12 protein-coding genes are annotated in these 15191 nt (G+C 37.0%); 10 read left to right on the plus strand and 2 right to left on the minus strand.

Annotated features, from left to right (window positions below; genetic code table 11):
* The first annotated feature begins 9 nt into the window (after window positions 1–9).
* The 5 genes from D8844_RS05355 to D8844_RS05375 are packed head-to-tail and all read left to right on the plus strand — an operon-like array spanning window position 10 to window position 6669.
* Window positions 10–252, plus strand: coding sequence for a hypothetical protein (locus D8844_RS05355; RefSeq protein WP_000627865.1), 243 nt, complete (start codon window positions 10–12; stop codon window positions 250–252).
* Window positions 253–268: 16 nt separating this feature from the next.
* Window positions 269–1123: a VirB6/TrbL-like conjugal transfer protein, CD1112 family gene (locus tag D8844_RS05360; protein WP_109289487.1), complete on the plus strand. Its 855-nt coding sequence runs from the start codon at window positions 269–271 to the stop codon at window positions 1121–1123.
* Window positions 1124–1176: 53 nt separating this feature from the next.
* The gene (locus D8844_RS05365) at window positions 1177–1536 is read left to right on the plus strand and encodes a PrgI family protein (RefSeq protein WP_109289488.1); all 360 of its coding nucleotides are present in this window, start codon (window positions 1177–1179) and stop codon (window positions 1534–1536) included.
* Window positions 1487–3844 carry a VirB4-like conjugal transfer ATPase, CD1110 family gene (locus D8844_RS05370; protein ID WP_185757668.1) on the plus strand — a complete coding sequence of 786 codons (2358 nt, stop codon included), beginning with the start codon at window positions 1487–1489 and terminating at the stop codon, window positions 3842–3844. Before D8844_RS05365 ends, D8844_RS05370 begins: the two co-directional genes overlap by 50 nt.
* A gap of 11 nt (window positions 3845–3855) precedes the next feature.
* Entirely contained in the window at window positions 3856–6669 is a 2814-nt protein-coding gene (locus tag D8844_RS05375; protein ID WP_125400026.1) for a phage tail tip lysozyme, read from the plus strand.
* A 30-nt stretch (window positions 6670–6699) separates the two neighbouring features.
* Here the strand turns inward: D8844_RS05375 and D8844_RS10390 are convergent, their stop codons facing one another.
* Window positions 6700–6888, minus strand: a complete 189-nt coding sequence (locus tag D8844_RS10390; RefSeq protein WP_071788347.1) for a hypothetical protein — start codon at window positions 6886–6888, stop codon at window positions 6700–6702.
* A gap of 18 nt (window positions 6889–6906) precedes the next feature.
* Here D8844_RS10390 and D8844_RS05385 point away from each other — a divergent pair, with 18 nt between their 5' ends.
* The 5 genes from D8844_RS05385 to D8844_RS05405 all read left to right on the plus strand — a co-directional run bounded on the left by D8844_RS05385 (window position 6907) and on the right by D8844_RS05405 (window position 14974).
* Complete coding sequence (locus D8844_RS05385; protein ID WP_000013901.1) at window positions 6907–7473, plus strand: PBECR4 domain-containing protein; 567 nt, start codon at window positions 6907–6909, stop codon at window positions 7471–7473.
* 149 nt (window positions 7474–7622) lie between these two features.
* Complete coding sequence (locus D8844_RS05390) at window positions 7623–8033, plus strand: thrombospondin type 3 repeat-containing protein (protein ID WP_109289490.1); 411 nt, start codon at window positions 7623–7625, stop codon at window positions 8031–8033.
* A gap of 47 nt (window positions 8034–8080) precedes the next feature.
* Window positions 8081–14305, plus strand: coding sequence for a helicase-like domain-containing protein (locus D8844_RS05395; RefSeq protein WP_185757669.1), 6225 nt, complete (start codon window positions 8081–8083; stop codon window positions 14303–14305).
* Window positions 14306–14379: 74 nt separating this feature from the next.
* Window positions 14380–14664, plus strand: a complete 285-nt coding sequence (locus D8844_RS05400; RefSeq protein WP_000969636.1) for a DUF5962 family protein — start codon at window positions 14380–14382, stop codon at window positions 14662–14664.
* A 13-nt stretch (window positions 14665–14677) separates the two neighbouring features.
* Window positions 14678–14974 carry a DUF5966 family protein gene (locus tag D8844_RS05405; RefSeq protein WP_000998893.1) on the plus strand — a complete coding sequence of 99 codons (297 nt, stop codon included), beginning with the start codon at window positions 14678–14680 and terminating at the stop codon, window positions 14972–14974.
* 13 nt (window positions 14975–14987) lie between these two features.
* Here D8844_RS05405 and D8844_RS05410 read toward each other — a convergent pair whose 3' ends face one another.
* Entirely contained in the window at window positions 14988–15185 is a 198-nt protein-coding gene (locus D8844_RS05410; RefSeq protein ID WP_001842085.1) for a hypothetical protein, read from the minus strand.
* Window positions 15186–15191 lie beyond the last annotated feature (6 nt).

Genomic DNA, 15191 nt, shown 5'->3' on the forward strand with positions numbered 1-15191 from the left:
AGGAAATAGATGATTACGCATTTTAAAGGTTTTGTTTATGGAGTAGACGCAAGTGCTATGTTTGCACAAGCTATGTCTTTGTTACAGAAGGGATTGATTGCAGTTGGTGCCTTTCTCGTTGTTGTGGGGATTGTCAACCTTGCAACCAACATTAAAGATGGTGGACCAGGTGTTCGAAATGCCATTCTTGAAATTGTCGGTGGTGTTATGGTCGGGGCTGCTGGAGCCTTTGTAACCCAGATTTCAATTTAGGAGGATAAACAATGACATGAATCTTAGTTTAGTCTCACCCTTTGTTTACCTTGCATCTGAAAAAATATCAGCTGAAAATTTATTTGAAGGATTTAATGTAGATTTACAATCTACGGTAGATCTGATTAAATCTCTATCTAGCTACAATCCAACAGTTTGGACTTATATGTCTAGTATCACCAAAAGTGTCATGCAGCCCCTTGGAGTTGCGATTTTATCAGTTGTCCTCATCTTAGAATTTTCGAAGATGGCAAAGAAAATTGCTAACTCTGGTGGAGCGATGACCTTTGAAGCATTAGCGCCGATGTTGATTAGTTATATTATGGTCGCAGTTGTAATTACCAATACTACCGTTATTGTAGAAGCTATAATCGGGATTGCGAGTCACGCCATTGAACAAGTGGCTTCGATTGTGGCTCACGGTGGGGCAAAGTATGATACCATCTCTGAATTAAAAGGGTCAGGATTTATTGGCCGTATGATTGTGGGATTTTTCGCCCTCCTTATCTGGCTTGTTCGGATAGTAAGTGCAGCCATGGTCAATCTTTTGGTATCCATTCGATTTATTCAACTCTACCTTATGATTCCATTTGCCCCTCTTACGATTCCAACATTTTTAAGCGATGAATGGAAGTCTATTGGTATTGGCTATTTAAAAAATATTATGGTTTATGCGGTACAAGGGGTTCTTATTTTTCTGATTGTTTCTCTTGTTCCTTTATTTGAATCTGCTGGGAAAATAGCTGTTTCAAATGGTGCAGGAGTCCTGCAATCTCTTGCGATTATGTTTGGTAGTTTGATACAAGCTATCTTACTGATTATTGCCCTCGTTGGTTCTCAACGTACGGCTCGCTCAATTTTAGGTATGTAATTAGATAAGGGCTAGGAAGTGATTGCTTCTTAGCCTTTTTAGAAAGGAAAGTCATGAATACACGTGTCTTTAAAGACATCTCAAAATACCAACACAGGGCTTGGTTAGGCTTCACTACAAGGCAAATCATCTTTGTCCTACCAGCCTTTATGGTCACAATTATTGTTTTGGGCTTGAATCTCTTTTTCTGGCAATTTGGAGATTGGTTTGTTTACGGTTTTGTATTTGCTTTTACCATCCCCCTCATGCTTTTTGGAGTCTATAAACCCAATGATTTATATTTTGAACATTATTTGAAATACCGTCTTCATTTTGAACTAACGGTTCCCCTACGCACAATTACAGGAAAGAAAGGACCTGAACATGAAAAGAAAATCAAATACATTAAAGAAACAAAAAACTTCAATGACTAATAAAAAGGAAGAAGTTAAAGGGAAAAAAGAGGAAGTGTTACCCTCTACGGCTAATACTCTTTCCTATCAAGCCCTGTATCAAAATGGTCTGATGCAGGTAAAAGAAGATTATTTTTCACAAAGCTATTTACTTGGTGATGTCAATTACCAGACCGTTGGTTTAGAAGATAAGGGGGCAATCATTGAGAAGTATTCTGATTTGATTAACTCCTTAGACGACCAAACCAACTTCCAATTGACTATCTTTAATAAAAGATTGAATTTAGAAAAGTTTAGACAAAGCGTTCTGTATGAGGAAAAGGAAGATGGGTATGATAGCTATCGTAAAGAATTGAATCGGATGATGAATCAGAATTTAGACAGTGGTGAAAATAACTTTTCAGCTGTGAAACTGATTAGCTTTGGTAGAAAGGATTCTAATCCCAAACAAGCCTATCGTTCTTTGTCTCAAATAGGAGAATATTTCAAGAGTGGTTTTTCAGAAATTGATGCTCGCTTTGAATCCTTGGCTGGAGAAGACCGTGTCAACTTGTTGGCCGATATGCTTAGAGGAGAACACCATCTTCCTTTTTCTTACCGTGATTTAACCAGATCTGGTCAGACAACTCGTCACTTCATAGCACCTAATCTCTTGGATTTTAAAAACAAGAATTACCTACAAATCAATGACCGCTTATTACAGATTGTCTATGTGAGAGACTACGGCATGGAATTAGGCGATCAGTTTATCCGAGACCTCATGCAAGGAGATTTGGAATTGATTGTGAGCCTCCATGCACAAAGTTCGACCAAGGCAGATGCCATGAAGAAACTACGAACAAAGAAGACCTTGATGGAATCCCAAAAGATTGGGGAACAACAAAAACTAGCTCGTACAGGTATCTATTTGGAAAAAGTAGGTCATGTATTAGAAAGTAATATTGATGAGGCTGAGGAACTCTTAAAAACTATGACAGAGACAGGAGATAAGCTATTTCAAACAGTCTTCTTGATTGGAGTTTTTGGTCAAGATGAAGAAGAACTCAAACAAGCCCTAGACACTATCCAACAAGTTGCCGGCTCAAATGACCTAATGATTGATAAACTTCCATATATGCAAGAAGCAGCCTTTAATAGTTTGCTGCCATTTGGTTGTGATTTTTTAGAGGGAGTATCACGGAGTTTATTAACGTCCAATATAGCAGTGAACTCTCCATGGACTTCAGTAGACTTACAAGACCGCAGTGGGAAATATTACGGTATCAATCAAATCTCAAGCAATATTATTACTATTGATCGCAGTCTATTAAATACACCGTCTGGTCTGATTTTAGGAACATCTGGAGCTGGGAAAGGGATGGCAACCAAGCATGAAATTATCACGACCAAAATCAAGGAATCTGGTGAAAATACTGAAATTATCATCGTGGATCCAGAAGCAGAATACAGTATCATTGGACGAGCTTTTGGTGGAGAAATGATTGATATTGCGCCCGATTCCCAAACTTATCTCAATGTCCTTGACTTGTCTGAGGAAAATATGGATGAAGATCCTGTAAAGGTAAAATCAGAATTTCTTTTATCCTTTATCGGCAAGTTATTGGATAGAAAAATGGATGGAAGAGAAAAATCGATTATCGACCGAGTTACCAGACTCACCTATCAGTCATTTAAAGAACCTTCTTTGGAAGAATGGGTCTTTGTCTTGAGTCAACAACCAGAAGAAGAAGCGCAGAATTTGTCACTTGATATGGAACTGTATGTTGAAGGTTCTCTTGATATTTTTTCTCATAAAACAAACATTCAGACAGGCTCCAATTTCTTAATCTATAATGTTAAAAAGTTAGGAGATGAGCTGAAACAAATCGCCCTTATGGTGGTTTTTGATCAGATATGGAATCGTGTTGTTCGGAACCAAAAATTAGGGAAGAAGACCTGGATTTATTTTGATGAAATGCAGCTTCTCTTATTAGATAAATATGCCAGTGATTTCTTCTTTAAATTGTGGAGTCGTGTCAGAAAATATGGAGCCAGTCCGACTGGAATAACTCAAAATGTTGAAACCTTATTGTTAGATCCAAATGGTAGACGGATTATTGCAAATAGTGAATTTATGATTCTCCTCAAGCAAGCAAAGAATGACCGAGAAGAACTGGTTCAACTCTTAGGTTTGTCAAAAGAACTTGAAAAATACCTAGTCAATCCAGAAAAAGGAGCAGGACTGATAAAAGCTGGTTCAGTTGTCGTTCCCTTTAAAAATAAGATTCCTCAAGGTACTCAATTGTTTGATATCATGAGTACGGATCCTGATAAAATGGCTTCTAATTAAGGGGAAGGTAAATGAAGGATAAAAGAGAAATCATACGTGCCCGAAAGGCATTTAGAAGAAGTCTAAAAGATGAGAAGAAATTCTTGAAACAAGGAAAGAAGGAGGTGAGGAAACAGAGAAAAGATTCCGCTGTACTGGATGAAAAAGCATGGAAAAAAGAGATAAAAGAAAAGCTAGCGGGGATGAGAGAAGCTTCAAAGGCTAGAGTAAAACAAGCAAATGAAGACTACAATCACATCCTTCAAAATAGTCCTCCATCTCTTTTGAATCGTAAAGAATTAAGAGACAGACGGTTGCCTCATGCTAGGAAACGATTAAAAATAGCCAAGAAGCAATTTAGGGAAGCTAAGGTAGAAGCAAAAGAAGAAAGAAAAGAGAGTCGTAAAGAAAGAAAAACCAATCAAAAATTTCTCTACGGTCAGGAAACGAAAGCAAAATCCAATTTTTTCTTTCAAGGGAAGAGTTTAGAAGAATTAAAATCTAAGAAAGAAGTAAAGGACGCAAAAGAGAATCTAAAATCTACTAAACAAGCCTATAAGTCCAAAAAAGTCAGTAGGAAAGTCAAAACTTTTCTTTATGTCCTTGGACGTGAAGGTGGAGAGTTAGCTTCAGAAAATGAAGATTTAGAAGGCTATCGCACACTTCAAGAGACAATTAGAAAAGGGAAACGCTACAGTCGGCTTTCTTATAATCTTGGAAAAGCTAGTGTCAAAACAGGACAAGCAACAGGTCGTTTTACCAAGAAAAGACTGACCAACACAAAAGAGCGATACCATCATTTTAAGGATGGAAAAGGATGGAAACTAGCGAAAGATAACCCAAGTTCCTTTAAAAATCGGTATCGAAAATTAAAGAAACAAGGTCTTACAAGTGTCCGAAACATCTATCAAAAACTAAAAGCAGCCTTTTCCTTCTTTACATTTGCGGCTGGGAATCCTGCAACCTGGATAGTTGGAGGAATAGTCTTTCTTTTTTTACTTATGATGAGCTTCTTTTTAGGATTTTCATCTGCTAGTTTGATTCAACAAGATGAATTTGAATTAACAAAAGCTTATACCCATCTAACTTGGGAAGATGCAGAACATACTCGCACAAATGACAAAGGAATTACCTATTACACAAAAATTGATGATGTGATGGGCTATATGAACTTTAAATTCCATGACTATGAGTTACACAAACCAGTTCACTTATTTAGTTCAGAAACTTACAAGGATTATCTGTCTACTTTGTGGCATGATTTAAACGATGGGGATGATTTGAAATCCATGCAAGACCTCTATGAAACTCCTAAGTATAAACTATCGAAAGACGATCAAGAGGAAATGAAGGAACTAAAAGAAGAGGGTATGTATGCTTCCATGCAGGAATTGGACAATCCATTTGAAGGGAAAAGTAACGAAGATAGTTTAACCATGACTTATCGTTATGGATACTATGATTTAGACGGAAAACCTACTCTTCAGGAGTACATTCTACTAGAAGCTAAAGCTCACCAAGCAATTGTCGCACCAATGGATGGAGTTGTATCTCTAGATGGCGACAATGTTATTCTCACTAACGGAAAAGGAGAGAATGAGAGTCGCTTAACCTTATATTCCATTCATAATGGCCGTGCGATTGAGGGGACAAGAGTCCTAACGGGTGATGTTGTTGGTGAAACACCAGACGATACAGGTTTGAAAGTTTCCTATCAAAAATATAAGAACAAGAAAGAAAAATTGGTGTATGTCAATCCGCAATTTTATTTTCCAAAAGTCATTCAACTTCAGACCACTATCTTACCTGCCATTGGTCAGTTTGGTGGAGATGAGTTTGAACGAGCGAAACATATTTATGAGTTTTTGAAATCTCAAGGGGCAAGCCCCCAAGCCATTGCGGCCATTTTAGGAAATTGGTCGGTAGAGTCTTCTATCAATCCTAAACGAGCTGAAGGGGATTATTTATCTCCTCCTGTTGGCGCTACCGATTCCTCATGGGATGATGAAACCTGGTTAGCGATAGGAGGGCCAGCCATTTATAGTGGTGCTTATCCTAATATTCTTCATAGAGGTCTAGGTTTAGGTCAATGGACGGATACTGCAGATGGTTCAACACGTCATACAGCCTTATTGAATTATGCACATATCAAAAATAAGAAGTGGTATGATTTAGATCTCCAACTTGATTTTATGCTTCATGGGGATAGTCCTTACTATCAAAGTTGGTTAAAGGATTTCTTTGGAAATACGGGCAGTGCAGCCAATCTAGCCCAACTCTTCCTTACCTATTGGGAGGGAAATTCTGGTGACAAACTACTGGAAAGACAAACCAGAGCAACGGAATGGTATTACCAAATTGAAAAAGGCTTTAGCCAAACAAATGGAGGACAGGCAAAAAGTGACCCGCAATCCCTTGAAGGTGTTCGTGGAGACTTGTATGATCATTCTGTTCCTGGTGGTGGAGATGGTATGGCCTATGCCTATGGACAATGTACATGGGGTGTTGCGGCTCGTATGAACCAGTTAGGCTTAAAATTAAAAGGAAGTAATGGAGAGAAGATTTCAATCATTAATACCATGGGAAATGGTCAGGACTGGGTTGCGACAGCTTCAAGTCTTGGTGGAGAAACGGGTTCCACACCAAAAGCAGGTGCTATTGTTTCTTTTGTAGGAGGTACACATGGCACACCAGCTATCTACGGTCATGTGGCTTTTGTAGAGAAGGTCTATGATGATGGTTCTTTCCTTGTGTCTGAAACTAACTATGGTGGCAATCCTAACTATACCTTTAGAAAAATCTCGCAAGCAGATAGCGCCATTAGTTTTGCCTATACTACGAAATAGAAGAGTTTACACTTGAAATTTTAGCTATTTTCAGGTAAAATAAATAGTGTAGATGAGTGGTCGGCTCATGGTCAATCTGATAGTAATCTTGGACATAAGGGCCAAGCGGTGGCGGACACCAGAACGAAATCCGATAGCAATCTTGGACGTAAGGGCCAAGCGGTGGCAGACACCAGAATAAACCGACTGACTAGGTGGCTTACAGACTCTGTAAACCACCTTTTTTGTGAGGAAAATATGGCAAATTCTAGAGATTATCGTAATCCAAATTACACCGAAAAAATAAAACTTCAGCGTTTTTTTACTCAGTTACAAATTGCGGCTTCTTTTTTTAAAGAGCACTTCGTTGGCAAAATCATGTATTATGAAACTGAAATAGAAAGTGTTGAACTTCATTTTTCACCTACTAATTTCATGCACCTATGTGGTGTTGATTACCGAAAAGGTGCAGGCAGTTTCTTTGACGATTGTTTAAATAGACATGTCATAATTGATGAGTTGAAGATAAAAAAAGATGGAACCACGATGCAAAAGTTACAAGTTTTAGGATCCATTGAGGAGTTATTGGGAAAGCATGTTCATCTAACTGGTTCAGGACGTTATTTGTATTTGGAGTTTGATTATGCTCTACGTACAAGAAAACAGATACTAGCATTAACATTGAAAGAAACATCAAGGAAAATTGTTCCTCAATCTTTATTAGATTTGAAGAGAAAGACAGTATTTCCAAAAGGTCAAAAAGTAATTTCAATTTACTCAAAACATTTACAAACGTCGGAACTTTTTTATTATTCAAAAGATTAGTTTACATATCTTTTGTGGCATAAAATATATTTTTATCATTTTCAGGAGAACGCAGTTTTGGCTCGTTCTCTTTTTGTTGTGATACTTCTTTCAAGGAATATTTGGTAGGATTGGAGTGAAAAAAGATTAACTAGGAAAGAAGGAAGTATATGGAAGCCATTTATCAACGTGATTCTGATCAAGATGGACTGACTGATGCTCAAGAATTTGCGCTAGGAACCAATCCTCTTAGCGCAGATTCTGATGGTGATGGTCGTTCAGATTTAGTGGAAGTAGAAGAAGGAACCAATCCCTTAGAAAAGGATTTACAAAACATAGATCAAATAAGTATAACTGAACCGTCTTCAGTATTTATGGAAATGAAACAAAAGATTTCAGATATGATGGAGAGTCACTACAAGGAATTTATACAGGCTATGATTAGTATTGAAACAGGGATTGAAAACCAACAAGACCTAGAAGACTTATATACTTACTACATGAGAACAGATGCCGTTTCTCTTTTGTCTAGTGATTTAGAAACCAGTCCTCAAGAGGTGGAAATGGAGATAGAGTTGTAGGGGAATCATGTGATTCTCCTATTTTCGTATAGATGAAAGGAGCGAGTATGGAAGTAATGCAATTATTGGCTATGTTTCGTGGAACAATTCCAAAAGATAGGGAGAAAATGGACCTATTTCTTCGTTATCAAGCGCAACATTTTGATGAGAAATGGCAGGACTTGGTAGAGAGTTTTTTGGCTGAAGAGGGCAAGATAGAAGAGATACCTTATGTGTATTCGTTTCATCAAGATATTATTTCTTTCCTAGAGGCCAGTTCTGAAAATAATGACCAAGATTTAGAAAGTTACACAAGAAATTTTGGACAAGCAGGTCTGAGTAAATTATCTCAATTAAGTAATTTTGAGAAAAACTTGGTGCTAGAAGTCGCAACCTATAACCTTTCCACTCGATTTTACATCCAATCTGAAAAAGAGAAGTTAGAACCATTAAGTGAGCTTGTATGTCATCAGAATCAGGATGTCAATTTAGTCAATGTCTATCGGGTTGCGAATAATCTATCTGACCGCATTAGTAGAGATATAGAGGAGTTTCTTCTAATGGTTGATTCCAAAGAACTAAAAAAAGAGGTTCTTGAGATTCATTTTGAAGAAAAAGAGGGAGATGTTCTAGCCTATTTAGGTTCAGAATTGATGGCTACTTTAGATACCGTTACGGATCTTGTCCATCATGAAGGAAACTACACACAACTCCCACTGACACAAAAACTGAAGATAATTACTCATTTTGATGAAGTAAAAGCTAAAAGCGAAAAGTCTAATCAAGTAGAGGAAGTTTTATCTCCTTCAAGTGATATTGAAAAGGGAACGGAAGAAACTAACTCCTTTTCTAATGTCGATAAAATTGTAGAAGAAGCTTTGAGGGAATATCCAATCGGTTCTCAAGTAAGTTATAAAGGACAAGTATTTCAGTTGGTTTCGATTGAAAATGCACAGTTAAATGACTTAGTTCGCCTAGAGCTATTCAATGATTCCGACCAGTTATTTGAAGAGAATCCTATCTTATACTTGAACAGTTTGGAAGAGATTGAACAAGTATTGTCTCATGTAGAACTTGAAAAAGAAGATTCAGAGATTGAGATTGATTCATCAAGTGAAAGTCAGGAAATAGATTTGTTTTCCTATCTGGAAGAAGAAAATGAAAATGAAAAGGAAAAGGATAAGGAAACAAAACCTTTAATTTCAAGTATAGAAGAGAAGGATGTCCCCGTTCAAGATTTTGATTTTCCAGATGATTTAGAGGACTTTTATCCTAAGACAAATCGAGAAAAAATTGAAACGAATATAGCCGCAATTGAACTTGTTAAAAGATTAGAAAAAGAGAAACGACAAGCGAATCCAGAAGAACAAGAACTACTAGCCAAGTATGTCGGCTGGGGTGGTCTTGCCAATGAATTTTTCGATGAACTCAATCCAAAGTATGAAACAGAACGTTTAACTCTTAGGAGCTTAGTAAGTAAATCAGAATACTCCACTATGAAACAAAGTTCTCTCACAGCCTATTATACAGACCCAATGATTATTCGCCAGATTTGGCAAAAGTTACTGGATGATGGTTTTGAGGGAGGAAGGATATTAGATCCTTCTATGGGGACTGGGAACTTCTTTGCGGCGATGCCTAGAAGTATACGAGATAAATCAGAACTCTATGGGGTTGAATTAGACAGTGTGACTGGCGCAATCGCAAAACAACTCCATCCAAATGTCCATATTGAAGTTCGAGGATTTGAAGAAGTTCCCTATCAAAATAATAGTTTTGATTTAGTCTTAACGAATGTTCCTTTTGGAAATTTTCGCATTGCCGATAAAAACTATGATAAACCTTATATGATTCATGATTACTTTGTCAAACACTCACTTGATTTAGTAAGAGACGGAGGACAAGTATCGATTATCTCATCTATCGGGACAATGGATAAGCGAACAGATAATGTCTTACAAGAGATTAAAACCAACACTCATTTTTTAGGGGGAGTTCGTTTGCCGGATACGGCTTTTAAAAAGATTGCAGGTACTCGAGTGACTACAGATCTCCTCTTCTTTCAAAAGGATCAAACAAAGAATCTTAATGAAGAGGAGCTTGTCTTTAGTGGCTCTATTCCCTTTGAGGAGGATAAACGTGCCTGGATCAATCCTTATTTTGATGGGAAATACAATACACAAGTTTTGGGTGAATATGAGGTACGTAATTTTAAAGGAGGAACCCTCAATGTTAAGGGGGTATCAGAAAGATTAGCTACTGACATTATGGAAGCATTAGAGAATGTGGAAGCACCTAAACAAATTGACAATTCTTTGAAAGCACCTGTTTTTATCCAAGAAGAAGTGGATAATTCTATTCCAAGTCGTATACGTGAGAACTTAGCGCTCTATTCTTTTGGATATGAGGGAAATCAAATTTATTACCGAGATACGCATGGCGTTCGGAAAAGTTCAAAAGTAGACGAAATTAGTTATTATGTAGATGAGAAGGGAGATTTTAAAGCTTGGGACAGTTCTTTGTCTGAACATAAAATAGACCGATTCGTGCAACTTCATTTGACAGATGAGAAAGCACTAGATGTTTACAACTCAGAAGAAGCGAGTAAAAGAGGGAAATATAAGGGACTGTTCAAAAAAACTGTCTTTTATGAAAGTCCCTTATCGGATAAGGATATTAGTCGCATTAAGGGCATGGTTGATTTGAGAGAGACTTATCAATCCTTAATTGAAATTCAACGTCATCAAGATTATAGTCGGACAGATTTTCAGGCGTTGCTTAGTAAATTGAATCGTGACTATGACCGTTTTGTAAGTCAATTTGGATACTTGAATGCCTCAGTCAATCGGAACTTATTTGATAGTGACGATAAGTATTCTTTACTAGCAAGTTTAGAAGATGAATACATTGATTCTAAAGATCAGAAAGTAAAATATAAAAAATCTTTAGCCTTTGAGAAAGCATTGGTTAGGCCAGAGAGAGTGATTGCAAGAGTTTCAACGGCTCTAGATGCCTTAAACTCTAGTTTATCGGATGGTAGAGGGGTTGATTTAGACTATATGGTTTCAATTTATCCCGAACATAGCCAAGCTGCTATTTTAGATGAGTTAGGAGACCAGATTTTAATGGATCCAGAAATTTATTTAAGAGGAGAAAGAAAATATCTTTCTAAGAACCAGTTTTTATCAGGAGACATTCTCAACAAGATAGAAGTAGTTCAACTATTAGTGGAGGAAAACAACCAAGAATATGATTGGAACCATGCTTTAGATTTGTTAGAATCTGTTCGCCCTCCACGGATTCATCTGGCAGATATTGAGTTTAAAATAGGGTCACGTTGGATTCCTCAATCCGTTTATGGTAAATTTGCCTTTGAATGTTTTACCAATCGTGAATTTGAATTGTCTTCGCCTGATGTTGAACAAGTCATTGAAGTGAATCCTGTCGATGGGCAGGTTCATTTAAGGACATCATTTGCTTATCGATATCCAAGTGCCAAAGATAGTAGTCTTGGAGTTAGTGGGTCACGTTATGATACAGGAAGAAAGATTTTTGAGAATTTACTTAATTCGAACCAACCGACGATTACTATGACTGTTACGGAAGGAGAAAAGAAAAAGACCATCACAGATTTGGAAAAAACCTCTGTTCTAAGAGCAAAAGAGCAGCATTTACAAGAGCTCTTTCAAGAATTTGTCTCACGGTATCCAGAAGTCCAACAAGTCATTGAGGAAAGCTATAATCGTCTTTATAATCGAACGGTTAGTCGAGAGTATGACGGTAGCCATCTAGTCATTGATGGCTTGGCACAAAACATCAGTCTTCGTCCTCACCAAGAGAATGCCATTCAAAGAATCGTAGAAGAAAAAAGAGCTTTATTAGCTCATGAGGTAGGTTCAGGAAAGACCCTGACCATGCTTGGTGCTGGGTTTAAATTAAAGGAGTTAGGGATGGTTCATAAGCCCTTGTATGTAGTGCCCTCTAGTTTGTCTGCTCAATTTGGTCAAGAAATCATGAAATTTTTCCCCACAAAAAAGGTCTTTGTGACCACTAAGAAAGATTTTGTGAAGGCGAGAAGAAAACAATTTGTGTCACGTATTATTACAGGAGATTACGATGCCATTGTCATTGGGGATTCTCAATTTGAAAAAATCCCTGTCAGTAAGGAAAGACAGATGAATTATATCGAGGATAAACTCAATGAACTACGAGAGATTAAAACACATTCTGAAAATAAGTATACCGTTAAAGAAGCAGAGCAATCAATAAGTGGTCTAGAGAAACAATTGGAAGAACTCCAACGTTTCAATCGTGATAGTTTTATTGATTTTGAGAACTTAGGAATTGATTTTCTCTTTGTGGATGAAGCACATCACTTTAAAAATATTCGTCCAATTACTGGACTTGGAAATGTAGCAGGGATTACCAATACAACCTCTAAGAAGAACGTGGATATGGAAATGAAGGTTCGACAGATTCAGGAAGAACATGATTTTAAAAATATTGTCTTTGCTACAGGAACACCTGTTTCCAATTCTATTAGTGAGTTGTATACTATGATGAACTACATTCAACCGGATATCTTAAAACGCTATCAAGTTGATTATTTTGACTCTTGGGTAGGTGCTTTTGGAGAAATTCAAAACTCTATGGAATTAGCTCCTACAGGAGATAAGTACCAACCTAAGAAACGATTTAAAAAGTTTGTCAATCTACCTGAGTTGATGAAAATCTATAAAGAAACAGCCGACATTCAAACACAAGATATGTTGGATTTACCTGTTCCAGAAGCTCATATTATCCCTATTGAGAGTGAGTTAACTGAAAACCAGAAACTCTATTTAGAAGAATTAGTCATGAGGTCAGATATGGTCAAATGTGGAACAGTTGATCCAAGCCAGGATAACATGTTAAAAATTACGGGTGAGGCACGAAAATTAGCTATTGATATGCGTTTATTGGACTCTAGTTATAGTCTAGCAGACAATCATAAACTGCTTCAGGTAGTGGATAATGTTGAGAGAATTTATCGTGAAGGAATGGGAAATAAGGCTACTCAGATGATTTTTTCAGATATTGGCACACCTAAGAAAAAGGACAATGGCTTTGATGTTTATTCTGAGATTAAGGCATTATTAGTTGATAGAGGAATCCCTAGTAAAGAAATTGCCTTTGTACATGATGCCAATAGTGATGAAAAGAAGAATAGTTTGTCTCGAAAGGTCAATGCAGGAGAGGTGCGGATTCTCCTTGCTTCAACTGAAAAAGGAGGAACAGGTTTAAATGTTCAGAGCAAGATGAAAGCAGTTCATCACCTGGATGTGCCGTGGAGACCAAGTGACATTCAGCAACGCAATGGACGTATTATCCGACAGGGAAATGAAAACAAGGAAGTGGATATTTACCACTACATTACAAAAGGTTCATTTGATAATTATCTATGGGCAACTCAGGAGAACAAACTCCGTTATATTAAGCAGATTATGACTTCTAAGGAGCCGATTCGTGCTGCAGAAGACATTGATGAACAGACTATGACAGCTTCTGATTTTAAGGCACTAGCAACAGGTAATCCTTATCTCAAACATAAGATGGAATTGGAGAATGATCTAACCCTATTAGAAAACCAAAGACGCGCCTTTCAACGCAGCAAGGATCACTATCGTCATACAATCTCTTACTGTGAAGAAAATATGCCCATTCTTGAAAAACGATTAAGTAAGTATGAAGGCGACATTCAACAGTCTGAAATGTCGAAAGATCAGGCATTTTCTATGACAGTAGGTAAGCAGGCTTTTGAGCAACGAGCTGAAGCAGGGGAATCCCTACACCGTCTTATTCGTCATAATCAAGCTGACAGCAAAGAATTTCGTACCCTAGCCAGTTATCGAGGATTTGACATTAAAATGCTTAGTCTTCCAATAAATCAACCTCTTCCTGAAACCTTCTCTGTTAAGATTGTAGGAGAAAATCAGTATTCTGTCAGTTTAGATTTGTATTCTCCTTTGGGGACAATTCAAAGGCTTCAGCATACGATTGATCACATTAAAGATGACCAAGTGAAAACTCAGAACTTATTGGATGAATTAAAGGATAAATGGACTACTGCTAGAGTAGAAATTGAGAAAAATTTTCCAAAGGAAGAGGATTATCAAACTAAAAAGGCCGAATACGATGTACTTGCGCCATTGATTGAAACAGAAACGGATTTAGATATTATTGATCAGGCCTTAAGACAATTCCATGAAAAAGGAAAAGAAAAGCAAGAACAACTTTCTTTTGAATTAGATTAAAAAATAGATACAAATAGCGGACAAGAAAAGAAAAGCGCGGTAGAATAAAGATAGAAAAAAGCGAGGTAACGATTATGATGGAAGATACCTATTATCAATTAGAAGAGGCTTTGGTACAGGGATTTCAAACGCCTGAAGAATACCAAGCCTACAAGGAGCTAAAGGAACATTATGAGGAAGTGACAGGCGATTACAGCTTTTCTATACGAGAACTTACTAGTCAATTGGAAATCTCTCTTCAGAATCATCGAGGTGTGGACTTTGAAGAACATGAAAAAGAGGAGTATTTGGACTTAGTTCAAAAATTAGAAGAGTTTGATTCCTCTCTTGCCACCCATTACCGTCAGTTGATTGATTAGGAAGGAGAAAGTCATGAATGATTTACTCCTTATCCCAGTAATTTTTTTAGCAGTAGGAGGAATTCTCATTCTTTTATGGAGACTCTTTCTTATTGCCAGTGGACTTTTCCTTATTGGTTTTATCAGTTTTCTTATTTTCGTGGAGGTCTATGGAATTTATTTGTTCTTTACTGAACCGACTTTATACTTTGATGATATCAGACAACATGGTTTAACTAGTTTTACGGCTGTGTACCTTTTCATCAATCTGATGTTGGTTCTAGGATTCAGTTGGCGTTTCATAAACTCCAAAACTAAGGAAAGTATGTAAACTTGTTAGATGGTTAAAAAACTTTATCTGAATCTAAATTAGGATAAGGTTTTTTATTAGCCTTGATTCTTTCATATACTTCATAGCTAAATTGGAGCAGTAATTTATGAAAATCATTATCCTCACTGTTATTACTTGTATTTATGGCTTGTTTATGTCGTTCAATATGAGAAAGAGCTCTTCTCAAATTTTCTTCTTTTAAATTTTTCATAGTTAC

The organism is Streptococcus oralis (genome assembly GCF_003942875.1).
Classification (GTDB): domain Bacteria; phylum Bacillota; class Bacilli; order Lactobacillales; family Streptococcaceae; genus Streptococcus; species Streptococcus oralis_BX.